The following is a 24,013-nucleotide window of genomic DNA, read 5'->3' as shown; positions in this document are numbered from 1 at the left end:
GTGTTTCGATATCGTTACTGCCAAGTGGCCGGGAGAAGCCAGATGGATCCGATCGCCATCGTGATCAACGAGTTCAGCGCGTCGACCGCCGGAACGGACGTCGAGTTCGTCGAGATCCTGAGCACGCCGAACACCGCGCTCACCGGCTACACGCTGGTCGAGATCGAGGGCGACAGCGGCACCGCCGCCGGCACGATCGACAGCGTGATCGCCATCGCCGGCACGACGGACGGCAACGGGCTGCTGCTGTTCTCCCTTCCCGCCAACGAGATCGAGAACGGCACGATCACGCTGCTGCTGGTGAAGGACTTCACCGGGGCCGCGGGAACCGACCTCGACACCGACAACGACGGCACGCTCGATGCCACGCCCTGGGCCGAGATCGTCGACAGCATCGCGGTCAACGATGGCGGGGCCGGCGACCTCACCTATGGCGGCGCGCCGGTTCTCACCGTTGCCTATGACGGCGCTCCCTTCGCGCCCGGCGGCGCCTCGCGCGTGCCCGACGGCGCCGATACCGACACGGCTGCCGATTGGGTGCGGAATGATTTCGACCTTGCCGGCATCCCTGGCTTCATCGGAACGCTGGTCGATGGCGAGGCCGAGAACACCCCCGGCGTACTGAACGCGCCGCCGGCACCGGTGCTGATCAACGAGTTCAGCGCCTCGACCGCGGGCACCGATGTCGAGTACATCGAGATCATCGCCAGCCCGAACACCACGCTGTCGGGCTATACGCTGTTGCAGATCGAGGGCGACAGCGGGGCCTCTGCCGGCACGATCGACAGCGTGCGCGCCATCACCGGCACGACCGGTGCGAACGGCCTCCTCCTCTTCTCCCTGCCTGCCAACACGATCGAGAACGGCACGATCACGCTGCTGCTGGTGAAGGACTTCACCGGCAGCGTCGGCACCGACCTCGACACCAACAACGACGGCACGCTCGACGCCACGCCCTGGGGCGAGATCATCGATGCCGTCGCGGTGAACGATGGCGGCGCCGGCGATCTCACCTACGCCGCAGTCGTGCTCGGGCAGAACTATGACGGGCTGTCGAGCTTCGCGCCCGGCGGCGCCTCACGCGTGCCGGACGGCGTGAATACCGGCACGGCGTCCGACTGGGTCCGGAATGATTTTGACCTCGCCGGCATCACGGGCTTCACCGGCACGCCGGTCGAGGGCGAGGCGCTGAACACCCCAGGGGCGGCCAACGCGCTCGTCGGCGATGGTGGCGGCCCCGGCGCCGGCGGCGCGACCCCGGCCACCATCATGACGATCCAGGGCGCAGGCCACACCTCGCCGCTCGTCAACCAGCGCGTCGCCACCACCGGCATCGTCACCGCGGTCGACAGCAACGGGTTCTACATGCAGGACCCCGTAGGCGACGGCAACATCGCCACCTCGGACGGCATCTTCGTCTTCACCGGCTCCCGCCCCACGGTGGCCGCTGGCGATGCGGTGACGGTCACGGCGACGGTTCTCGAGTTCGCGCGCAATTCCGCGGCGGGCCACCTCACCATCACGCAGCTCGGCAACGGGCCCGAGATCACGGTGAGCAGCACCGGCAACGCACTGCCCGCAGCCACCCTGCTCGGCGAGGGCGGGCGGTTGCCGCCGACCGAGATCATCGACAATGACGGATTCACCACCTACGACCCAACCGAGGACGGCGTCGATTTCTACGAGAGCCACGAGGGCATGCGCGTCGAGATCAGGGACGCGCTCGTGGTCGCCCCGTCGTTCAACAGCGCGGGCAACCCGGGCGAGACCTGGGTGGTCGGCGATGACGGTGACTTCGCCACCAACCTGAACAGCCGCGGCGGCCTGACGCTGACCGAGACGGATGGCAACCCGGAGCGCATCCAGGTGCAGGCCGATACCGGCATCCTGCCCAGCTTTACGTTCAGCACCAATGTCGGCGACAGCCTCGGCACCGTCGTCGGCGTGATGGACTATGACAGCCGCGGCAACTACGAGGTGCTCGCGACCGCGGCCTTCACCGTCACGCCGGGCGATCTCGCGCGCGAGGAAACCACCCTCGAGGCCACGGCGGACACGCTGCTGGTCGGCACGTTCAACGTCGAGAACCTCGATCCGTCCGACACCAAGTTCGACCTGCTCGCCGAGCAGATCGTCACGGCGATGAACACGCCCGACATCATCGCGCTGCAGGAAATCCAGGACAATTCCGGTCCGGACAACGATGGCGTGACCGACGCCTCGCTCGTCTATCAGGCGCTGACCGAGGCGATCGCCGAGGCAGGCGGTCCGACCTACGCGTTCTTCGACATCGCACCCGCCAACAACACTTCGGGAGGCGCGCCGGGCGGGAACATCCGCGTCGGCTATCTCTACAATCCCGAGCGTGTCGCCCTGGTCGAGGACAGCGTCGCGCAGGTGCTCGACCCCAACCTTGCCGACGGAAATGCCTGGTTCGATACGCGCATCCCGCTGCGCGCCGACTTTGTGTTCGCCGGCGAGACGGTGACCATCATCAACAACCACTGGTCCTCGAAGGGCGGATCGTCGCCGCAGTTCGGCTCGATCCAGCCGCTTGTGAACGGTTCCGAGGACCAGCGCGTCGCCCAGGCGGCCGTCGTGTACCAGTACGTCGCCGACATCCTCGCCGCCGACGCGAACGCAGCCGTGATGGTGCTGGGCGACCTCAACGAGTTCGACTGGGAGGATGCGCTCGACATCGTTACCGGGCGTGCGGCGGGCGAGCAGATCATGTTCAACATGTTCGAGGAGCAGTTCGCCGAGGGCGAGCGCTACGAGTACGTGTTCGACGGCAACCACCAGGTGCTCGACCATGTGCTGGTCACCGCGGCGCTCCGCCCGATCACGGTGTTCGACCCGATCCACGTGAACAGCCAGTGGGCAGTCAACGACCCCGGCCGCAGCTCCGACCATGACCCCGCGGTCGCTGCCATCTCCTTCGGTGGCGATGGCGCGGTCCTCGACCTCGCGCTGTTCCAGACCGCCCTCTTCTCCGGCCGCCCCACGACGGAATGGGAGGGCGCCGCGGAGAACCTCTCCTATGTCGACGGGACGACCGACGAGGCGCAGGACAGCGCGTCGGACGATGACAGCACCGGCGATACGCTCGGCCGCTTCGCCGAGGAGAACGGCGACGTCGACGTGTTCGGCGCGGCGTTCGCCAACGGCGTGACCCTCGACGGCGACGATGCGCTCGTTTCCCTGACCTGGGACGACGGCGCCGCGACCCTCGCGCACAAGGCCCCGTGGAACGCGATCAAGGTGCTGTCGATCACCGACTTCACCGGTGGGGCACTCACCATCGAGGGCTGGGTCGACGTCAATGTCGCGCTCGGCGACAGCGGCACCGATCTCACGCTCGTGATCGACGGCAGCAAGCGCGGCTCGATCGAGACCGGCGCTGGCGACGATGCGATCGTCATCGGTGCCGACAGCAACGAGCGGGTCTGGTCGAACCTCTTTGCGATCGACACCGGCGCTGGTGACGATGTCGTGGCCATCACGGCGGCAAGCAGGGCCTATGCGGCGGAGAGCTTCGCGCGGAGCTTCTTCGATGCATTCGCCACCGCCACCGTCCGCCTCGGCGAGGGCGATGACGTTCTCCAGGGCACCGGCCGCGACACGGCCCGCTATGACGGCCCGCTCAGCGGCTACACGATCACCGCACTCGCCGGTGGCGGCATCGAGGTGGCGGACAGCGATCTCGCCAACGGCGACGAGGGCACCGACCTTCTCTTCGGGGTGGCCTTCCTCACTGCCGGCGGCACGACCTACGCGGTCGACAGCCTGATCGGCTGACCGCGGCGCGGCTGGGGGGGGCAGGCGAGCCCCCCCTTCCCCGCGGCCTTGCCTCGGCGGCCAGCCTGCGCGCAGGATCGGCGCATGAGCGAGGCCGAACTCGTTGATCTTGGGGTTGATCCCGCCGAGCAGCGCCGCGCGGCGCGACGGCGGCTCACCCGCGTGATCGCACCCATCGTCGCCGCATCGCTGCTGTTCCTCTCGGTGATCGGCCTCCTGGTCGCCAGCCATGAGAGCAACCGCCGCGGTGCGCTCGCGCTGTCCGACGACGTCCTGGCAGGCCTCGAGAAGCGAATCGAGGTGCAGGTCGCGCAGTGGCTCGACCCTGCGGCGCGGGCGCTGAAGCTGCTCCATGCCGTGTACGGCGAAGGCGCGATCGCCGAGGCCACGACGCGGCAGACAGCCGAGAACCTGGCGATGCACCTGCTCGCCAACGTGCCCTCGATCGCCCTCGTCTCCCTCGCCGCGCCCAATGGCAACTACGTGCTGCAGCGGCGGAACGAGCGGGGCGGCATCGACACCAAGGTGATCGACAATGCGCCGGGGCCGCGCAGTGTCACCTGGATCCGCCGTGACGGGGACAACAACGAGATCGCGCGCGAGGACGATCCGACCGATACGTTCGATCCCCGCACGCGCCCCTGGTACACCGGCGCTGTCGAGCGGCCGGGCGTGGCCTGGACCGATCCCTACGTCTTCTTCACCGACCGTACCCCCGGCATCACCGCCTCCGTCGCGTTCCGCAAGGCGGGCGAGCTGCGCGGCGTGTTCGGCGTCGACATCCGCCTCGATGCGCTGAGCGCCTTCCTCCGCACGCTGTCGATCGGCCATAGCGGCCGGGCGATGATCGTCGACCGTGACGGCCGCGTCGTCGCCTATCCGGATGCTGGTCGCGCGGTGATCGAGCAGGGTGGCGAGATCATTCGCTCGCGGCTCGACGCGCTGAACGACCCCGTGCTGTTGCGCGCCTACAGCCTGATGCGAGTGAACGGCCATCAGCGCTTCACCTTCGCGATCGACGGCACCTCGCACATCGCCATTTGGGCGCGCATGAACGAGGCGGGCGACGGCAGCTGGTCGCTCCTCATTACCGCGCCGGAGGAGGAATTCGTCGGCTTCGTCGGCTCGACCAGCCGGTTGACGGCGGTGGTCGGCGCGATCGTGGTGATCGTGGCCCTCGGGCTCGCGGTGCTGCTGATCCGCCAGGGCCTCAGGGCGGACAGCATGGAACGGATGCTCGAGCGCAGGACGCGCACGATGACAGCCCAGGTGCAGACGTTGTCGCAGCTCGCACGCGCGCCCTCGGTGTACGATCCCTCGCGCGACGAGGGCCTCGCGTTGCTGACGGGCGCGCTCTCCGACACGCTGCAGGCGCGCCGGGCAAGCCTCTGGCAGGTCGCCGGCAATGGCGGTTCGCTCCGGTGCGACGACATCTATGACACGGCGGCTGGCGTGCATGGCGCCGGCCAGCGGCTTCGGCGCGATGAGCACCCGCGCTTCTTCGCGGCCATCATGCGCGGCGACCCGTTCGAGGTGGCCAACGCCGCGGCTGATCCGCGCACGACCGAACTCGCCGTGTCGCTGCTCGCCGAGGCAGGCACGCAGCAAGTTCTCGTCGTGCCGATGATGCGCGGGCACGGGCTGGTCGGCGTGCTTCTCGTCGAGGATCGCGCGACGGCCCTGGTGCCGCAGGGACAGGCGACCGGCTTCGCCCTTGCCATCGCCGGCATCGCGGCATCACGCCTCACGACCTCCGAGGCGCGGCCTTCCGCTGCGCGCGCCGAGCCCAGCCTGGTGCGGCAGGCAGCAGGCGGTGGCGGCGGCGGCCCAGCCGTCCCGCTGCCGCCACCGCCAGCAGCCCAGGCGCGGGGCAACGGTGCGCTCGCGCCCGAACGCATCAGCGAGGTCGCTGCCAGGGCGGCGGCCAGCAGGCTCGACCAGCGCGGTCTTGCGGCCGAGGTGTTTCCAGCCGTCACGGTGATGGTGCTGAGGTTGTCCGATGCCCTCGCCCTCGCCGAGCCCGTGGCGCAGGCCGGCGGCTGCGCGCTGGTCGACCAGGTGGTGAGGATCGTCGAGGATGCGGCGACCGCATGCAGCATCGCCTATGTGCGGGTGATGGGCGACAGCGTCGTCGTCGCCGATGGCTTCGGCAACCGCGCGGACGGGGCAGCGGAGGCGATCGTGGGCCTCGGCCTCGATGTCGCCGAGCGTTGCGCGCAGCTCTTCTCCTCGCTCGACCACGCGCTCCTGTTCCGCATCGGCATCGATACGGGGCCGGTGATCGGCAGCACCGTCGGCACCGGGGCGCGCACCTACAACATCTGGGGCGAGGCGGTGCGCGCGGCCGAGGCGATGGCAGCCTCCGCCCCGCCAGGGTCGGTACAGCTGACCGAGGCCGTGCATGCGCGGATCGGCGAGCGGTTCATGTTCCGCCCACGCGGCCGGTTCTGGGTCCCAGGTGCCGGCGAGATGGCCACCTTCCTGCTCGCCGGTCGGGCATGAGCCTTGCCGCGGCGGGCAGCCGCAAGCTCGCATGGGTTCGCGATCGGCTGGCCGCCGTCGGCGAGCCGACGGTCGATGCCGCGCGCTGGCTTGCCTTCGTCGCGGGCCTCGGTGCCGCCGTTACCGCGCACGCATTCCGCGCCACCTCCTGGCGACGGCCAGTGCGCGATTCCTTCCGCCACGCCGTCTACGATGCGGGCGTGCGCGCGCTGCCCTCGGTCCTCGTCGCCGCCGTACTGGTCGGGCTCGGCATGGTGTTCCAGGCGCTCTACTGGCTCGGCACGTTCGGGCAGGAGAGCCTCGTCGGCCCACTGCTGACTACCGTGCTGGTGCGCGAGGTGGCGCCCATCGTCGTCGGCCTGCTCGTGCTCGGCCGGTCCGGCACCGCGACGCTGATCGCGCTCGGCACGCTCTCTCGCGGCGGGCAGATCGCGGCCCTCGACGCGCAGGGGATCGACCCGCTGTCGCTGCTCGTGATGCCGCGCGTGCTCGCCTCCGCCGTGGCCGGCGTGACGCTGACGATCCTGTTCGTTGCCACCGCGCTGATTGCCGGATGGGGAGCAGCGCTCGCGATCAGCCCGGCGGAACTGAGCCTGTTCGACTTCCTGGACAACGTGCTGCGCGCCATGGGTCCGTCGAACTTCATCCTCCTGCCCCTGAAGGGGCTGATGATCGGCCTTGTCGTTTCCCTCGTCGCCTGTGCCATCGTGTTCGGCGCCCCCGCGCTCGCCCTGCGGCCGACGCAGCTCGTGCCGCAAGGCTTCGCGCTGATGGTGCTCGCCGCACTCGCCGTCTCCGGCATCATCAGCATGGTGCTCTGAGGCGATGGACACAGGGACACCCGTGCTCTCGTTCATCGAGGCCCGGCTCGCGATCGAGCCGGCCGGCGGACTCACCGCGCCGGTCACCGTCACCCTCATGCCGGGCAGCCTCGTTCTCGCCGACATGCGCGGGCCGCGCCGACGCCGCGCCTTCGCCGACGCGGCCGTCGGCCTCAACCGCGCGGCCGAAGGCCGCGTGCTGTTCCAGGGCCGTGACTGGGCGGAGGTCGCGTCCGAGCATGCCGGGGCGATGCGCGGACGGATCGGGCGGCTCTTCGCCGCAGGCGCCTGGATCCCCGATCTCCCGGTCGCCGACAACATCCTGCTCGCACCACTCTACCACACCGGGCGATCGCGCCGGGCGCTGAGGGACGAGGCGGCGCGGCTTGCCAGCACGTTCGGCCTGCCTGGCCTGCCGACGGCGCTGGCAGACGACATGTCGGCGGCCGACCTGCACCGCGCGGGGCTTGCCCGCGCCTTCCTGAACGAGCCCTCCCTCGTCATCCTCGAGGAGCCGACGGCCGAAGGTGGCGAGGACCTGTTGCGCATCCTGATGGCGGCGATCCGCGCCGTGCGCGACCGCGGCGGCGCGGTGCTGTGGCTCACGCAGGGCAATGCCGTCGCGCTTGACCGCTCCGTGCCGGTGACGGAGCGGCTGCGCTTGATGCACGGCATGCTGCTGCCCATCGGCGTGCGCGCGCCATGAGCAAGCTTCCATGAGCGGGCCCGCCTCGATGCGCCATGTCAACGAATGGGTCGGTGGGCTCGTGCTCGCCGCGATCGCTGTCTTCGTCGGCGCCGTGCTCCAGGCCGGCGTGCTCGGCCCGCTGCTCACGCCTGCGCTGACGCTGCGTGTCGTGCTGCCGCCCGAGGGGACGTCGGGCCTCTCGGCCGGCGCGTCGGTCGAGGTGCTCGGAACGCGCGCGGGCGATGTGCGGCGGATCGTGATCGATCCGCGCCAGCAACTCTACGCCCAGGTGCGGCTGAGCCAGGGGATGGACACCTTCGTCCGCCGCGACAGCCGCGTGTTCATCCGCCGCCAGTTCGGCGTCGCCGGGGCCTCGTTCCTCGAGATCACGCGCGGCACCGGCGAGATGCTCGACTGGGACTACGCCGTGCTCGAGGTCACGCGCGAGCAGGCCCCGACCGAGACGATCGGCCAGCTGATCGAGGAGCTCCGCGCCAAGCTCGTGCCGATGGTCGATGACCTTGCGCGCATCACCAAGGCGAGCGCCGTGGTCGTCGATCGCCTCGCCGAGGGCCAGGGAACGGTCGGGCGGCTGCTGGCCGACGATACGCTCGCGCGCGAACTCGAGACCGCCGCCGCACAGCTTGACCGCACGCTGGCTGAGGCGAACGCGGCGGTGGCCGATGTGCGCCGCGTCGTCGCCTCCGCCGGCACGGCCGCCGAGGGGCTTCCCGGCCTTCTCTCGACGGCCGAGGCAGCGCTCGCCAATGTCAGGAGCGCGAGCGCGGATCTTGCCCGTGCCACGCCGCAGGCCCCGCGGATCGCGCGCGACGTTGCCTCCGCCACCGCGGTGCTGCCGGGGCTGCTGACGCAGGTACAGCAGGCCTCGCTCGAGCTCGAACGCCTGCTCGTCGCACTTCGCGCCAACCCGATCCTCGGCGGCGGCAGGGGCGCGCCCGAACCCACCCGCGTGCCGCCGACGGAGGTGCGGCCATGAGGCGCGCCCTTCCCCTTCTTGTCGTGCTCGCTGCCTGCGGCGGCACGATCCCGCCAGATCCGCCTGACCCCACGCTCGATCGCCTGTCCCGCGCGGCCCTGCTCGCCTGGCGGCAGGACAGGCCCGAGCAGGCGTCGGAGCTGTTCCAGCAGGCGCTGACGCGTGCCTATGCGCGCGACGAGGCGGGCCCGATCGCCGACAATGCGACGGGGCTTGCCGCCGCCCAGCTTCGCCTCGGGCAGAGCGAGCCGGCGCGCGCGACGGCAGCACAGGCGCGCGCTGACCTTGCCCGCCGTGGGGCCGCCATTCCCGATGCGCTGACGCTCGCCGAAGCCGCTGCCCTCTGGCGCCTCGGCAACGGGGCGGGTGCCGTCACCCTCACCCGGGCGATCACGACCGGTGACGGCGCACCCCGCGCCCGCTTCATCGAGGGCCTGGTCGCTGCCGATGCGCGCGATGCTGCCGCACTTGATACCGCCCGGGCCGCAATCCCCGACGGACCGGACTTCGACAGCAGGGCCGACCGCGCCGAACTCGATGGCCGACGCGCACTGTTCAGTGGAGACACGACATCGGCCCGCGCACGCTTCGCCGCCGCTGCCGCCGCGCGCCAGGAGGTGCGCGACTATCCAGGCATGGCGCGCGCGCTGGCGCTGGAAGCAGAAGCCGCGCGCGCAATGGGGGATGGCCGTGCGGCAGGTGATCTCTGGCTGCGCGCCGGGCGGAGTGCGGCGGCGGAGGGCAACGCACGCGATGCCCGCACCTGGCTCACCGCCGCCGAGGCGGCCGGGCGTGCGGCAGGGGATGCGGCACTTGCCCGAGGGGCACGCGAGGCACTGACAGCGCTCGCCGCCGATCAGGCGTTGAGAGCCCCCGCCCCCCTCACCCGTTGAGCGGCCAGGAGGGCGAAAGCGGCACGATCTTGCCAGGGTTCATGATGCCGGCGGGGTCGAGCGCACGCTTGACCGCCCCCATCACCGCCAGCGCCTCGCCATGCTCGGCGAGCAGGAACGGCATTTTCCCATAGCCGACGCCATGCTCGCCAGAGCAGGTGCCGTCCATGTCCAGCGCGCGCATCACCAGCCTGTCATTCGCCGCCGCCGCCGCCGCGAGCTCTGCCTCGTTGTCGGGGTCGACGAGGAAGACGAGGTGGAAATTGCCGTCGCCCACATGCCCGACCAGCGGTGCAAGCAGCCCGTTCGCGGCAAGGTCGGCCTTGGTGGCGAGCACGCATTCGGCGAGCCTTGAGATCGGCACGCACACATCGGTCGGCCAGCCCTTCGCACCGGGGCGCAGCGCCAGTGCCGCGTAGTAGGCCTCGTGCCGCGCTTGCCACAGTGCGCTCCGTTCCTCGGCGGCATGGGCGAAGCGGAACGATCCGCCACCGTGATGGGCGGCGATCGCCTCGACGGTGGCGATCTGCTCCTCGACCGCGGCGTCGCTGCCGTGGAACTCGAGGAACAGCGTCGGCGCCACCGGGTAGTCGAGCTTCGAGAAGCGGTTGCAGGCATCCATCTGCACCTCGTCGAGCAGCTCGATCCGCGCGAGCGGCACCTGCGCCTGGATCGCCTCGATCGTCGCCGCCACCGCCCCGCCGATGTCGGCGAAGGAACACACCGCGGAGGCGATGCGCTCGGGGATGCCGTGCAGCCTGAGCGTGACCGAGACGATCACGCCGAGCGTTCCCTCCGAGCCGACGAAGAGCCGCGTGAGGTCATAGCCGGAGGAGGATTTCCGCGCTCGCCTGGCGGTGCGGATCAGCCGCCCGTCGGCCAGCACCACCTCGAGCGACAGCACCGCCTCGCGCATCGTGCCGTAGCGCACGGCGTTGGTGCCCGAGGCGCGGGTGGACGCCATGCCGCCGAGCGAGGCATCGGCGCCGGGGTCGATCGGGAAGAACAGCCCCTGGTCGCGCAGATGCGCGTTCAGCGCCTTCCGCGTCACGCCAGGCTCGACCGTCACGTCCATGTCCTCCGGCGAGAGGCGGAGGATGCGGTTCATCCGCGACACATCGAGGCTGATGCCGCCCCGGAGCGCGGCGACATGCCCCTCGAGGCTCGTTCCCGTGCCGAACGGGATCACCGGCACGCCTTCGGCTGCGCAGACCAGCACCACCGCCTGCACGTCAGACACCGATTCCGCGAACACGACGGCATCGGGCGGGGCGGGCGCGTGCCACGATTCGTCACGCCCATGCTGCTCGCGCACCGCCGCGGCGGTCGACAGCCGCTCGCCGAACAGCGGGCGCAGGCGGGCGATCGCGGCATCTCGGCGCGCGGGGTCGAGCGGAATCACGGGGGCAGCGGCCATGGATGCGTCCGGAGCGTGTTGCGGGTGCCACGATGTTACGCGCCCGTGCACCGATCGGCCATCGGGCACTTGGCGTGGCGCGCCCCATTGGCCATTGTCCTCTCGCCGTGGGGGCGGCAACGACGGAGAAGCATGGGCATCGCGGTTCGAATCCGGCATCACCTGGCGCTTCTGGTCGCGGTCGCGTCCTTGGGGGGCGTGGCGGGCGGCGATCGTCATGCCATGGCCCAGGCCCCGCTAGCCGCCCCGCCGGGATCGCCCGTGCAGCGCATGCTGCCGACCCCGGCGCTGCCAGGCGTTGCGCCCGAGGCATCGCCCGCCGCCCCGGGCGCCCTGCCGGCCGAGCCTGCCGGGGTGGTCGCCGTCGCTGCTGCCTCGATCGCCGGGGCGACGGTGTTCAGCGCCTCCCGCCTCGCCCCCTTCCTCGAGGGGCTGACCGGCCCTGCCGTTCCCGTCGCGCGCATCACCAGCGCGCGCGACAGGCTGCTCGCCCTCTACCGGGCGGAAGGCTATGTGTTCAGCGCCGTCCGCGCCGTGCTCGATCCCGGGCAAGCGGGCGCGGCGCTGACGCTCCAGGTCACCGAAGGCCATATCGCCGAGGTTCTGCTCGACGGTGACGTCGGGCCTGCGGGGGTGCAGGTGCTGCGCTTCCTGAACCGGCTGACCGCACACAAGCCGATCGACATCGCCACGCTCGAACGGCACCTGCTGCTGGTGCAGGACATTCCCGGCATCTCGGTGCGCGCCGTGCTCCGCCCCGCCAATGGCGAGCCCGGCGCGCTGCAGCTCGTCGCGCAGGTCACGCGGTCCGCCTATGACGGGTTCCTCACGGCCGACAACCGCGGCCCGCGCTTCTCCGGCCCCGAGCAGGCGATCGGCGTATTCGGGCTGAACAGCTTCACTTCCTGGGGCGAGAGGACGGAGGCGCTGGCCTACTACTCCTCCGGCGGCACCCTTCGCTTCGGCCAGGCCGGGTTCGAGACCTTCCTCGGCGGCAGCGGGCTCAAGCTCCGCGCCTATTTCGGCGGCGGCGACTCAGGCCCGTCGGAGGAGCTTCGCCAGCTCGGCTATGCCGGTGCCACGCGCGTGTTCGGCGCGGCGCTGACCTATCCCATCCTTCGCCGGCGCGCCTACAGCCTGTTCGCCGTCGGCGCCTTCGACGGCTATGACAACAAGGTCGAGGTGGGCGAGGACAACCCGGAGCGGGTGAGCGACGACCAGCTCAGGATCTTCCGCGGCGGGTTCGATGGCGTGCTGCTCGACACGCTCGCCGGTGCCAGCCGGTCTGCCACCAATTCGGCGTCGATCCGCATCAGCCGCGGCGTCGCCGGGCTCGGGGCGAAGCGGAACGACAACCCGTTGCCCGGCCGGCAGGGCAGCGTGGTCGACTTTCTCAAGATCTCGGGAGAGCTCTCGCGGACCCAGACGCTGCTCAGCTTCGGCGAGGCGAGCAGCTTCGCGCTCCAGGGCACGCTCGGCGCGCAGTGGACCGATGACATCCTGCCGCCCTCGGAGAAGTTCTTCTTCGGCGGCACGCGCTTTGGCCGCGGCTTCTACAACGGCGAGATCACCGGTGACCGCGCGATCGCGGGCAGCATCGAGCTGCAGTTCACCAGCCTCGCCGATGCCGCCCTGCCGGATGCGACGCGGCCGATCGGCTACCAGCTCTACGGGTTCTACGATCTCGGCCAGGCCTTCGAGGTGCAGCCAGACGACATCAACCGCCGCATCGCCTCGTTCGGCGGCGGCCTGCGCGTCACCTTCACCGACAGCGTGCAGGGCGCGTTCGAAGCCGCGCGGCGCCTGACGCTCGACCCCCAGCGCACCGGCGACCCCGACGAGGAGCTGAAGCGCTGGGCCGGCTACTGGCGTCTGCTGGTACGGTTCTGAGCACGCCTGCAGGCGGCGCACCGACACCCGCGTGGTCGCCGCCATACGGATGTGCCGAACGACGTGACACGGATCACTTCCCGCGATTGCGTTCCTTGCGCGGGAACGCCCGCAATGGTTTCCTAACGCTTCGTTAACCCGCCCCTGCGGCGAACACGCAGGGCGCACTGCACCGGGGCAAGGAGGGGCGCGTGGCACGGGCCGGAGACGGCGCTGACGGTGGTGACGGCCATGCCGCGCGGGCGATGCGCGCGGTGCTGCTCGCCTCCGTCGCCACGGCCGCGCTGCTCGGCCCCGCGCACGCTCAGGCGCCGACACCTGCACAACCGCTCCCTCCCCAGCCTCCAACGATGCCGACGGGCGGGCGCGTCGTCGCGGGCTCGGCCACCATCGCCGCCCCCGATGCCGCGACGCGCGTGATCACGCAGACGACGCAGCGCACCGCGATCGACTGGAACAGCTTCTCCGTCGGCCAGGGCGGGCATGTGCAGTTCCAGCAGCCCAATGCCGCGGCGATCGCGCTCAACCGCGTCACCGGCCCCGATGCCTCCGTGATCGCGGGGCGGATCAGCGCCAACGGCCAGGTCGCGATCGTCAACCAGTCGGGCATCGTGTTCACGCCGACGGCGCGCGTCGATGTCGGCGCCCTCGTGGCGTCGGCGGCGAACATCTCGAACGAGAACTTCATGGCCGGCCGCATGGTGTTCGACCAGGCGCCGCGGCCGGGCGCGCAGGTGACCAACGAGGGCCGCATCACCGTTGCCCAGGGCGGGCTCGCGGCGCTCGTGGCACCACAGGCCGCCAACCGCGGCACGATCGAGGCGAAGCTCGGCCGCGTCGTGATCGGTGGGGCCGAGACCTATGCGCTCGACCTGCACGGCGATGGGCTGCTCTCGCTCGAAGTGCGGCGGCCGACGACGGCGACCGGTGGCCCGGCTGCGTCGAACAGCGGCACCATTGCGGCCGAGGGCGGCACGGTGCTGATCACGGCCGAGGCCGCGGGCCAGCTCGTGCAATCCCTCGTCGAGGCCGGCGGCACGATCACCGCGCGCGAGGGCGGGCGCGTCGCGGTTGCCGCGCGCGGCGGCGAGGCGCGTGTCAGCGGGACGGTCGACGTCACTTCCGCCACGGCGCGCGGCGGCGCGGTGACGGTGACGGGGCGTCAGGTGACCGTTGGCCAGGGCGCGCGGATTGATGCTTCAGGCGGTTCCGGCGGCGGCCAGGTCCTGGTCGGCGGCGGCGTGCAGGGCACTGGCCCGACGCCACGGGCTGAGCGTGCCAGCGTCGCGCAGGGCGCGAGCATCCGCGCCGATGCCACGGCCGCGGGCAACGGCGGCACGGTGGTGGTGTGGGCCGACGACACCGCCTTCATCCACGGCACGCTCACCGCGCGCGGCGGCCCCCAGGGCGGCAACGGTGGCTTCGTCGAGACCTCCGGCGTGCGCACCGTCTCGCTCATCGGCGCGCGCATCGACACCTCCGCCCCGCGCGGAGCGATGGGCCAGTGGCTGCTCGACCCGATCAGCATCGACATCACGAACGAGACGAGCGGCGCCACCTTCGAGAACGGCGTCCTCGTGCCAGGACAGGACGTCGCTGGCGTGCAGCTCAGCGCCGCCGATCTCGCCCAGGCGCTGGGGCTGAACAACGTCACGCTGACAACGGCGGTCGACGGTTCGGGCTCGGGGCGGATCACTGTCTTGCAGCCCGTCAGCTGGTCCGCCGCGACAACGCTGACGCTGCTGGCGACGAACGACATCGCCGTCAACGCGGCCATCACCGCTCCCGCGGGCGGACTCGTGCTGACCACCGGCACCGGTGCGTCGGTCTCGCAGTCCACCGCCGGAACGATCTCGGTCGCGAGCCTGCAGGTTACCGGCCCTGACGGGATCACGCTCAACAACGCCGGCAACGCCATTCCCCTCGTCACCACGCTCTCCAGCACAGGGAGCATCAGCCTCGCGAGCAGCGTGCCGCTGACGATCGAGCCGAGCGTGACGACGGCGGGCGATCTCACGCTCGCCGCACCGGCGCTCACCGCCGCTGCCCTGACCGCCGGCGCCGGCCGCACCGCCTCGCTCACCGCCGACAGCCTCACGCTCACCGGCAACGTCAGAGCAACTGGCGGCAGGGTTGCCCTCGCGCCGTTCACCGCGGGGCGGGCGATGGCGGTGGGCAACGTCGTCGGGGCCGGTGGCGCCTTCCTCGTCGACGCCGCCCTGCTCGCACGGGTTTCGACCGGCACCGGAACGCTCCAGGTCGGCAACGGCGCGGCAACCGGCGCGATCACCCTGGCCAGCGGCCTCACCATCGCCTCGCCGCGCGCCACGACGCTCGACCTCCGCTCAGGCGGGGCGGTGACGCAGCAGGGCCCGCTGACCGTCGCGCGGCTCGCCGCGTCCGGGTCGAGCGTGACGCTGAATGACTCGCAGAACGCCGTCGGCACGCTCCTCGCCTCGACGACGACGGCCGGGGCGTTCAACCTCGTCACGAAGGCCCCCGCGCCCGACGGCCTCGCGGTCGATGGCGCGGTGACGGCGGCAGGAACGCTCTCCCTCGGCAACACCGCCGGCGGCATCGCGCTCCGCGCCCCGGTTGGTGCGACGGGCGGCGTCACGCTCGCCGCCGAGGGATCCATAACCCAGACCGCTGCCGGAACGATCACCGCACCCTCCGTCACCGTCTCCGTCACCGGCACAGGGTCCGCCATCGCGCTGGCGACGGCAGCCAACACCGTGCCAGTGCTTGCCGGGGCGACGATCGCCGCGGGCGGCGGCAGCTTCGCCTTCCGGACCATTGGCGCGCTCGACGTCGGCGGACCGGTGGTGGTGCCTGGCAGCGCGAGCTTCCAGGCGGGCGCCGGGCTGAGCCAGAGCGCCGGCATCACAGCCTCGAGCGTCACGGCCTCCGCCGGGTCCGACGGGCTGACACTCAACCGCACCGACAACAGCTTCGCGACGCTTGCAGGCGCAACCGCTTCTGGCGGCCCCGTCGTCGTGTCGAGTGCCGCCGGCCTCTCCGTCACCGGTGCCGTCACGGGCAGCACGGTGACGCTCGCGAGCAGCGGCGGCACGCTGACGACCACCGTCGACGCCCCCGTCACGGCGACCGGCGGCGTCGCATCGATCAGCGGCGCGAATGGCGTGTCGCTCGGTGCCCTCGTCAGCGGTTTCGATGGCGTGACGCTCGCGTCCAGCGGCGGCAGCATCGCCGCGGCCTCCGTCTCCGCCCTCGGGGGGCCTGTCTCGATCACGGCGGCGAACAACGTCACCCTCTCAGGCACTGCCTCGGGTGCGAGCGGTGTCACGATCACCGCCACTGCGGGCCAGGTCGCTGCCGCTGGCGCGACCTCCTCGGGCGGCGCCGTCACGGTCACGGGGCAGGCCGGCGTGGCGCTGTCGGGCAACGTCTCCGCCGAAACCAATGCGACGGTGACAGCGACGGCTGGCAGCGTCACGGCACAGGGTGTCACCGCGTCAAGCGGCACGCTCACCGTCACGGGCGACATGGACGTTGCCCTCGCTGGTCCAGCGAGCGGCTTCGACGGCGTCTCCATCACCGCGACGACGGGCACCATCACCACCGCCGGCGTCTCATCGAGCGGCGGGCCGGTCACCATCACCGGGGACGGCGTGACCACGGGCACCGTCACCGCCGCGGTGGGCGACGTCACCGTCACCGGCACGTCGCTCACCCTCGCAGGGATCAGCGCAGCCGATGGTGACGTGACGCTGTCGGGCGCCACGATCTCGGCAACCGGCACGATCGCCGCCGATGGCGATGTCGCCATCACCGCGACGACCCTCGCCTCCCTCGCCGACGTGACCGCCGTAAACGACGTGACGATCTCGGCCCCAGACCTGTCCGCATCCGGCACGATCGGGGCCAGCCGCGATGTCGCCATCACCGCGACGACCCTCGCCTCGCTCGCCGGCGTGACCGCCGGGCGCGACGCGACGATCTCGGCCCCGGACCTGTCCGCATCCGGCACGATCGGGGCCAGCCGCAATGTCGCCATCACCGCGACGACCCTCGCCTCGCTCGCCGGCGTGACCGCCGGAAACGACGTGACGATCTCGGCCCCGGACCTGTCCGCATCCGGCACGATCGGGGCCAGCCGCGATGTCGCCATCACCGCGACGACCCTCGCCTCGCTCGCCGGCGTGACCGCCGGGCGCGACGCGACGATCACCACGCCGAGCCTCTCGGCCAGCGGCACGCTTGCCGCGGGCACCGGGCGAACGCTGGCGATCACGACCGATGCGCTCAACGTCGCCGGCGCGCTCCGCGCGACCAACGGCTTGGTCAGCATCGTTCCCCGCACGCCGGGCAGCGCGATCGCGCTCGGCGGCGGCGGCGGCGGCCTCGTGCTCGGCCAGGTGCAGCTTGCGCGCGTCGATGCCGGAACCGGAACGCTGCGCATCGGCAATGCAACCTCCGGCCCGATCACCGTGACGGGTGCGACCAACGTCATCGGGCGCGCGGGCCTGCTCGACCTGGTGTCGGGCGGTGCGATCACGCAGGGCAGCAGCCTTTCCGCCTCGCGGCTGCGAGCGACCGCAGGCGGGGCCATCGCCCTCGGCAACACCACGAACTCCCTCGCCGTGATCGATGGCGCGACCGCTGCCACCGGCCCCGTCAGCCTCGCCACCTCGGGCCCGCTGTCGATCCAGGCCGGCGTGCAGGGCAGCGCAGTGACGCTCGCCTCAGGCACGACGATGGCGATCCAGGCCCCCGTGACCGCAGCGGGCGGAACGCTCAGCCTCACCGCCGGCAGCGCGGTGACGCAGACCGGCGCCGGCACGCTCACCGCCGCGCGGCTGACCGGCAGCGCAGGCAACCTCGCACTCGCGGACGCAGCCAACAGCATCGGCACGCTCGGCCAGTTCTCCGCGACGAGTGGGCTCGCACTCGGAACGACCGGCCCGCTCGCGCTCGACGGCGCGATCTCGACCCTGGGCGCTCTCTCGCTTGCCTCCGGCGGCGCGATCACGGCCGGTGCCGGCACGACGCTCACCGCCGCCGTGCTGACCGGCAGCGCCATCGGCGGCAGCGACCTCGGCACCACGGCACATCCCATCGCCGCACTCGGGCCGTGGACCGACGGCACCGGCGGGTTCGCGATGCGCAGCGCAGGCCCGCTCTCGATCACCGGCGACGTAACCCTCGCAGGCCCCCTCTCCCTGACCGTCGGCGGCACCCTGGCGCAGGCGGGCGGGACCACCATCGCCACCGCGGCACTCACCGGGTCGGCGATCGGCAGCACGACGCTCGTCAGCGGCACCAACGCGATCCGTGGCCTCGGCGAATGGAATGACGGCGCGGGCGGGCTCGCGCTCGCCACGACGACGGCTCTCGCACTCGACGGCGCCGTCACGCTCGCCGCCAGGCTCGACCTCGCTTCGTCGGTGTCGATCACCCAGGGTGCGGCCGGCAGCATCACCGCCCCGCGCGTCACGGCCACCGCGCCCGGCGGCGTCTCTCTGTTCTCCGCCACGAACACGATCGACGCCTTCGGCCCCGTCAGCGCGTCGGCCGGCGATGTTCGGCTCGCCACCGCCGCACCGCTCGTGCTCGACGGCGCCGTCGCGGCCAACGGTACGCTGACCCTCTCCTCCGGCGGCACGATCACCCAGAACGACGCGATCTCGGCCGCGCGTCTCGAGGCGTCGGCCGCCGGCGGTATCACGCTCGAGCAGGCCAACAACGCCATCGCCTCGCTCGGCGCCGTGAGCGATGCCGCGGGGGGCCGCATCGGCCTTCGCAGCACCGGCCCGCTGGTGGTCGACGGGCGCGTCGAGACGGCAGGCGCGCTCGTCCTCGCGGTCGACGGCGCGATCAGCCAGACGGCCACGGGCGGGCTTGCCGCGGCGACCCTCGCCGGCACGTCGAACGGCGGCGCCGTGTTCGGGTCCAGCGGCAACACGATCGCCACGCTGGCAGGCTGGACGAACACGGGCGGCGGCGGCTTCACCCTCGTCAATGCCGCCGACCTCGCGATCGCCGGCGCTGTCGATGGCGGCAGCGGCGCGGTCACGGTCACCACCCAGGGCGGCGGCGCGATCGCGGTCGGGGCGGACATCACCACCAGCAACGCCCCGGGAATCCTGCTGTTCGCCGATGGTGCCCTCTCGGTCGGCGACCAGACGCTCTCCGCACCGCTGATCGACCTGCGCGCGGGCAGCGGCGGCCCGGCCCTTTCGGTCACGGGGGGCACCTACCTGGCGCGTGACCACGTCGTGTTCGCCGCGTCGGGCCCCGTCGAGTTCACTGGCACGACGCGCGTGAACCCGCTCAGCCCCGGCAACAGGCCGACCGTCGTGGTGTCCTCGCGCGCGTCGGGCGAGCTGACGGATGCCTCGCGCGTGCGCGGCGATGTCGGCGGCCTGCCCGACGCCGCGCAGTTCACCCAGATCGAGCGCTTCACCGCCCCCCTCGGCCAGACCGCGAACCCGATCGGGCTCGGCAATCTCGTCGCTCCCTCCTCGGCGCTGTTCATCATCGTCGACCGTGGCACGGCAACGGGCACGATCAACGTCGCTCGCCTCGGCCTCGTCATCCTGCGCGGTGCGACCGACCTCTCGGGCTGCGTCAACGGCGTCTGCGGCCCGAACGCGGCAAGCCTCGGCCGCACGACCGACGCCTCGGCCACCGCGCGGCTGAACAACTGCCCCGTCAGCAGCCCGAACTGCCTGAATTTCCCCACCACCATCAGTTTCGTCAGCACGCAGCCGCGCGACTTCCCGGTGCTGACCGCCGATCGCGTCGGCGATGACATCGACCTGCCGCTCTCCGACGTGGCGGACGAGGATCCTTGAGCATCGTCCGGCTGGCAGCGCTCGGTCTCGCCGCATTTCTCGCGGGCTGCGACACGCCGCCGCCAGAGGCCTATGTCACGGGCGGGCGCGGCCCCGTTGCCGCCGCCTCGCGCCCTGTCGGGCTGAATGCGCAGGGCGAGGCCTGCGTGATCCAGCCCGCCCGCCACCGCGAGGGCGACCCAGAGGGTGCCCGTGGCTTCGAGCTCTTCTGCGGCGGCTGGCAGCAGCCCTCGGCGCGGCTCTTCCTCGCGCCGGGCGGTGATCTCGCCGCGCTCGCCGCCGACGGTGCCTGGCGCCGTGGCCTCGACAGCCGCGCCTCCTGCGGCACACCACGCCAGACCACCATCCTGGGTGGTGACCAGGCGCTGCTGTTCGAGTGCACGCGCCGGGCGGGCGGCTGGCCGCATCTCGCGGTGCTCGCGCGCACCTCCGCCGGCGTGGTGATGGCCGATGGCGTGCTCCCTGCCCTGCCCGCGATCGAGGGAGCCGCCGCGGTGCTCGGCGGCGCATCGGTGCCCGAGACGGCAGGCTCACGATCGGCCGCACTCGCCCTCGTCGCCAACCGTCTCGCCACCGAAAGCTTCACCTCGACCGATATCGGTCGCTTCGAGGACCTGATGCGGCTCGGCTCGGAGCTCAACCGCGTCGAGAATTTCGCAGCCGCCGAGAATGCCTATCGCGCGGCACTTGCGCTGCATGAGCGGGTGCTCGGCCCCGACAACCCCGGCGGGGCGACGGCCGCGATGGCGCTAGCACTCCAGCTCTCGAACCAGGGGCGGATGCTCGAGGCCGATGCGCTGTTCGCGCGCGCCGCGGCGCAGGCCCCGCGTTCGGCCGATGGCCTGCTCGCACCACGGCTCCTGCACTATCGGGCGATGCATGCGGGCAACCAGCGCAACCTCGCCGAGGCCGAGCGGCTCATCACGCGCGCGACCGCGGGGTTTGCCGCACAGTTGCCGCCAGGAGTGCTGGCAAGCCGTGAGGGCGGGCCGCGGGCCTCAGCCTCCGTGGCACTGGCCGAGGCAGCGGCGGCGGACCGGTCGCTGCTCGCCAACCCGATCATGCTCGAGACGATCGCTGCCTACGCCGAGGCGCGCCGCTACACCGCGATCATCCTGCGGCGCCAGGGCCGCGCGGCGGAAGCCGAGGCAGTCTCGCGCGAGGTGCGCGGCCTCGTCCGCACATTCGCGCCCGACAACCCCATCCTCGTCGCGCGCGCCGCCCGCACCGAAGGCGAGGCCGTGTCGAGCCGGGGCGACCAGCCGCGCGCGGCGACGCTGTTCGGCGAGAGTGCGCGCCTGTTCTCCCGCGCCCTGCCGGAGGAGCGGCCCGTCGCGATCGCCCGGTTCCAGGCCGGCGCTGCCCTTGCCGCATCGGGCCAGCGGGCAGAGGCGCTCGCCGCCTTCCGCGACGGTGCGCGCATCCTGCGCGAGCGCCGCCTCGGCCTCTCCGACGATGCCGTGATGCCCTATCTCGACGTGCTGGCCGAGGAAGCCGCCACGGCGCGCGACCCTTCACCGATCGCTGCCGAGATGTTCGAGGCGGCACAGCTGATCCGTGGCGGGCTGACCGCACGGCTGATCGCGCAGGCGACCGCCAGGCTCGGCGCGTCCTCGGGCGACAGCGGCGTGGGCGCGGCGATCCGGCGCCTGCAGGACACAGAGGAGCGGCTGTCGGCGCTGTTCGCGCAGCGCGATGCAGCGGCGGAACCCGCCGGGGCCGAGCGTGATGCGCGTGCCATCGCCGCGCTCGATCGTGAGATCGCGGAAGCGCAGGCCCAGCGCGCCGCGGCGGAGGAGGAGGTCCAGGCGGCAGCACCGGGGTACCGGCAGCTCGTGCTCGGCACCACGACGGCGGAGGAGGCGCGCGCCCGCCTCGGTCCGGGCGAGGCGCTCGCGCTGATCGTCCCGGGTGCGGCGGGCGGCCACCTCCTTCTGCTCGACGGAAGCGGCATCGCTGCCGGGCGGATCACGCAGAAGGAGGCGGAACTCGCCGCGCTGGTCGGCCGCATCCGCGCGTCAACCGAGCTTCGCTTTGACGGGCCAGGGGGAGCGCCCCGCGTGCCGGAGTTCGACGCGGCCTCCGCACATGCGCTGTGGCGTGCGCTGTTCGGAGGCGTCGAGGCGCGCGTGACGGCAGCCAACCGCCTGGTCGTCGTTCCCTCGGGCCCGCTGCTGTCGCTTCCCTTCGGCCTGCTGCCCGTCACCGCGCCGGCGGCGGGTGCCGCACCTGACTGGCTGCTCGCGCGGATGGCAGTGACGCATGTTCCCTCGGTGCAGAGCTTCGTCAGCCTTCGCCGCGCCACGACACCATCGCGCGCGCGCAACCCCTATCTCGGGTTCGGCGATTTTGTTCCCGCCTCGACACAGCAGGTGGCGGCGAGCTTCCCGCCTGACCGTTGCGCGACAGATGCGGCTTCCGTGCGCGCGCTCGGCGCGCTGCCCGGCACGCGGGCGGAGGTGGAGGCAGCACGACGCCTGCTTGCCGCCCCCACTTCGGATGTCGTTACCGGGGCTGCCTTCGTTCCCGATGCGGTGCGACAGCGCAGGCTCGCCGATTACCGCATCGTGCATTTCGCCGCCCACGCCGTGCTCCCGGCTGAGATCCGCTGCCTCTCCGAACCCGCGATACTCGCCTCGACGCCCGCGGGCGCAGGTGCCGCGGCCGGGTTCCTGACGGCGAGCGACATCCTCGGCCTTGCTATGGATGCCGACCTCGCGATCCTGTCGGCCTGCAACTCGGGCGGGCCTGCCGGGCAGGCTGGTGGGGCTGCAGGCGAGAGCCTGTCGGGCCTCGCGCGCGCCTTCTTCTTCGCCGGTGCGCGTGGCCTCATCGTCACCCACTGGTCGGTCGACGATACGGCTTCGGCCTTCCTCGTGGCCGACACGCTTCGAAGGCTGGCCGGCGGCACGGCGCTGGCGGCCGATGCGCTCCGCGATGCTCAGCTCGGCATGATCGCCGAAGCCGGTGCCGGGCGGCTGCCGCCCGTGTTCGCGCATCCGTTCTTCTGGGCAGGCTTCGCGATGATCGGCGATGGCGGCCGCTTCGGCAGGCCGGCCGGGTGAAGGGCGATCCTTCCGCATTAACCGGTTGCGCGGTATAGGGGCAGTTCCTCAGCGGGAACGGGTGGCGGATGGAGCTCGAGCGTCTCGGCAAGTACGAGATCGAGAAGGCGATCGGCAAGGGCGCCGCCGGCACCGTCTGGCGCGCCCGCGACCCGGTGATCGACCGCATCGTCGCGATCAAGACCGTCCGCCTCGAGGCGCATGACGCGGAGGCCGCCGAGGAGATCGCGCGGTTCAAGCGCGAGGCGCAGGCGGCAGGGCGGCTTTCGCACCCCAACATCGTTGCCGTCTACGACTATGGCGAGCAGGGCGAGCTTGCCTACATCGTGATGGAACATGTCGATGGCGGATCGTTGAAGAACCGCCTCGAAGCCGGTGAGCGCCTGCCGCTGCCGCAGGTCGTGCGCGTGATGGACGAGCTGCTCGCCGCGCTCGGCCACGCCCACGAGAAGGGCGTGGTGCACCGCGACATCAAGCCCGCCAACATGATGCTGACCAAGGCGGGCCAGGTGAAGGTGGCCGATTTCGGCATCGCGCGCATCGAGAGCTCGACGATGACGCAGGCCGGCACCGTCCTCGGCACGCCGGCCTACATGTCGCCCGAACAGTTCCGCGGCGAGCCCGTCGACCTTCGGACCGACCTCTATTCCGCGGGCGTGGTGCTCTATCAGTTGCTGACCGGCGACAAGCCGTTCGAGGGCAATCTCACCGCCATCATGCACAAGGTGCTGAACGTCGAGCCGCCGCGCCCGTCGGAGATCGCGGGCCAGGTTCCGGCGCCGCTCGATGCCGTGGTTCGCCGTGCGATGGCAAAGCGGCCCGGCGAGCGGTTCGAGAACGCCCAGGCCTTCCGTGCCGCGCTGGACTCGGCGATGGAAGAGGGCGACGCACCCGACCCGCTCCTGGGCCTGCTCGGCGGTGACGATGCCGAGGCAACGGTCGTCTCACGCCCTGCACCCGCCGCCGCGCGACCTGCGGCCGCCCAGCCGATGCCGCAAGCGGCAGCCGCGCCGCACAAGAAGGGCGCCCCTGTCGGGCTGATCGCCGGCGGCGGCGCCGCGGTGCTGGCCGCAGGCATCGCCGCGTTCCTGTTGCTCCGCCCGGGCGAACAGCCGCCGCCGCCG

General features: G+C 71.9%; 11 protein-coding genes. 10 read left to right on the top strand and 1 reads right to left on the bottom strand.

Going from position 1 to position 24,013, the window contains the following annotated elements:
* Window positions 1-42: 42 nt before the first annotated feature.
* The 6 genes from Q0C38_RS19750 (at window position 43) to Q0C38_RS19725 (ending at window position 9,699) form a co-directional block, all read left to right on the top strand.
* Complete coding sequence (locus Q0C38_RS19750; protein ID WP_291298848.1) at window positions 43-3,798, top strand: endonuclease/exonuclease/phosphatase family protein; 3,756 nt, start codon at window positions 43-45, stop codon at window positions 3,796-3,798.
* Window positions 3,799-3,882: 84 nt separating this feature from the next.
* Window positions 3,883-6,300, top strand: a complete 2,418-nt coding sequence (locus Q0C38_RS19745; RefSeq protein WP_291298847.1) for a cache domain-containing protein — start codon at window positions 3,883-3,885, stop codon at window positions 6,298-6,300.
* The gene (locus Q0C38_RS19740; protein ID WP_291298846.1) at window positions 6,297-7,121 is read left to right on the top strand and encodes an ABC transporter permease; all 825 of its coding nucleotides are present in this window, start codon (window positions 6,297-6,299) and stop codon (window positions 7,119-7,121) included. Before Q0C38_RS19745 ends, Q0C38_RS19740 begins: the two co-directional genes overlap by 4 nt.
* 4 nt (window positions 7,122-7,125) lie before the next feature.
* A complete protein-coding gene (locus Q0C38_RS19735; protein WP_291298845.1) occupies window positions 7,126-7,827 on the top strand; it encodes an ATP-binding cassette domain-containing protein in 702 nt (233 codons plus the stop codon).
* Between the two features lie 10 nt (window positions 7,828-7,837).
* Window positions 7,838-8,806: an MlaD family protein gene (locus Q0C38_RS19730; protein WP_291298844.1), complete on the top strand. Its 969-nt coding sequence runs from the start codon at window positions 7,838-7,840 to the stop codon at window positions 8,804-8,806.
* Window positions 8,803-9,699 carry a hypothetical protein gene (locus Q0C38_RS19725; RefSeq protein ID WP_291298843.1) on the top strand — a complete coding sequence of 299 codons (897 nt, stop codon included), beginning with the start codon at window positions 8,803-8,805 and terminating at the stop codon, window positions 9,697-9,699. The genes Q0C38_RS19730 and Q0C38_RS19725 overlap by 4 nt, the downstream gene beginning before the upstream one ends.
* Here Q0C38_RS19725 and Q0C38_RS19720 read toward each other — a convergent pair.
* Window positions 9,689-11,116, bottom strand: a complete 1,428-nt coding sequence (locus Q0C38_RS19720) for an FAD-binding oxidoreductase (RefSeq protein WP_291298842.1) — start codon at window positions 11,114-11,116, stop codon at window positions 9,689-9,691. The genes Q0C38_RS19725 and Q0C38_RS19720 overlap by 11 nt on opposite strands.
* A gap of 270 nt (window positions 11,117-11,386) precedes the next feature.
* On the opposite strand from Q0C38_RS19720, the gene Q0C38_RS19715 reads away from it, so the two are divergent.
* The 4 genes from Q0C38_RS19715 to Q0C38_RS19700 form a co-directional block, all read left to right on the top strand.
* Window positions 11,387-13,006 carry a ShlB/FhaC/HecB family hemolysin secretion/activation protein gene (locus Q0C38_RS19715; protein WP_291298841.1) on the top strand — a complete coding sequence of 540 codons (1,620 nt, stop codon included), beginning with the start codon at window positions 11,387-11,389 and terminating at the stop codon, window positions 13,004-13,006.
* A gap of 191 nt (window positions 13,007-13,197) precedes the next feature.
* Window positions 13,198-19,824 carry a filamentous hemagglutinin N-terminal domain-containing protein gene (locus tag Q0C38_RS19710; RefSeq protein ID WP_291298840.1) on the top strand — a complete coding sequence of 2,209 codons (6,627 nt, stop codon included), beginning with the start codon at window positions 13,198-13,200 and terminating at the stop codon, window positions 19,822-19,824.
* The gene (locus Q0C38_RS19705; protein WP_291298839.1) at window positions 19,821-22,889 is read left to right on the top strand and encodes a CHAT domain-containing protein; all 3,069 of its coding nucleotides are present in this window, start codon (window positions 19,821-19,823) and stop codon (window positions 22,887-22,889) included. The genes Q0C38_RS19710 and Q0C38_RS19705 overlap by 4 nt, the downstream gene beginning before the upstream one ends.
* Before the next feature lie 68 nt (window positions 22,890-22,957).
* Window positions 22,958-24,013, top strand: a 1,056-nt coding sequence (locus tag Q0C38_RS19700) for a serine/threonine-protein kinase (RefSeq protein WP_291298838.1), incomplete at its 3' end; no start/stop codon positions are given.

It is taken from the genome of Elioraea sp. (assembly GCF_022842375.1).
Classification (GTDB): domain Bacteria; phylum Pseudomonadota; class Alphaproteobacteria; order Acetobacterales; family Acetobacteraceae; genus Elioraea_A.
This window is presented reverse-complemented; position numbering and strand designations above follow the sequence as displayed.

Excerpts from the sequence above, each read along its gene's own strand:
- Q0C38_RS19750 (WP_291298848.1), top strand. The coding sequence starts at position 43 with ATGGATCCGATCGCCATCGTGATCAACGAGTTCAGCGCGTCGACCGCC.
- Q0C38_RS19745 (WP_291298847.1), top strand. The coding sequence starts at position 3,883 with ATGAGCGAGGCCGAACTCGTTGATCTTGGGGTTGATCCCGCCGAGCAG.
- Q0C38_RS19740 (WP_291298846.1), top strand. The coding sequence starts at position 6,297 with ATGAGCCTTGCCGCGGCGGGCAGCCGCAAGCTCGCATGGGTTCGCGAT.
- Q0C38_RS19735 (WP_291298845.1), top strand. The coding sequence starts at position 7,126 with ATGGACACAGGGACACCCGTGCTCTCGTTCATCGAGGCCCGGCTCGCG.
- Q0C38_RS19730 (WP_291298844.1), top strand. The coding sequence starts at position 7,838 with ATGAGCGGGCCCGCCTCGATGCGCCATGTCAACGAATGGGTCGGTGGG.
- Q0C38_RS19725 (WP_291298843.1), top strand. The coding sequence starts at position 8,803 with ATGAGGCGCGCCCTTCCCCTTCTTGTCGTGCTCGCTGCCTGCGGCGGC.
- Q0C38_RS19720 (WP_291298842.1), bottom strand. The coding sequence starts at position 11,116 with ATGGCCGCTGCCCCCGTGATTCCGCTCGACCCCGCGCGCCGAGATGCC.
- Q0C38_RS19715 (WP_291298841.1), top strand. The coding sequence starts at position 11,387 with ATGCTGCCGACCCCGGCGCTGCCAGGCGTTGCGCCCGAGGCATCGCCC.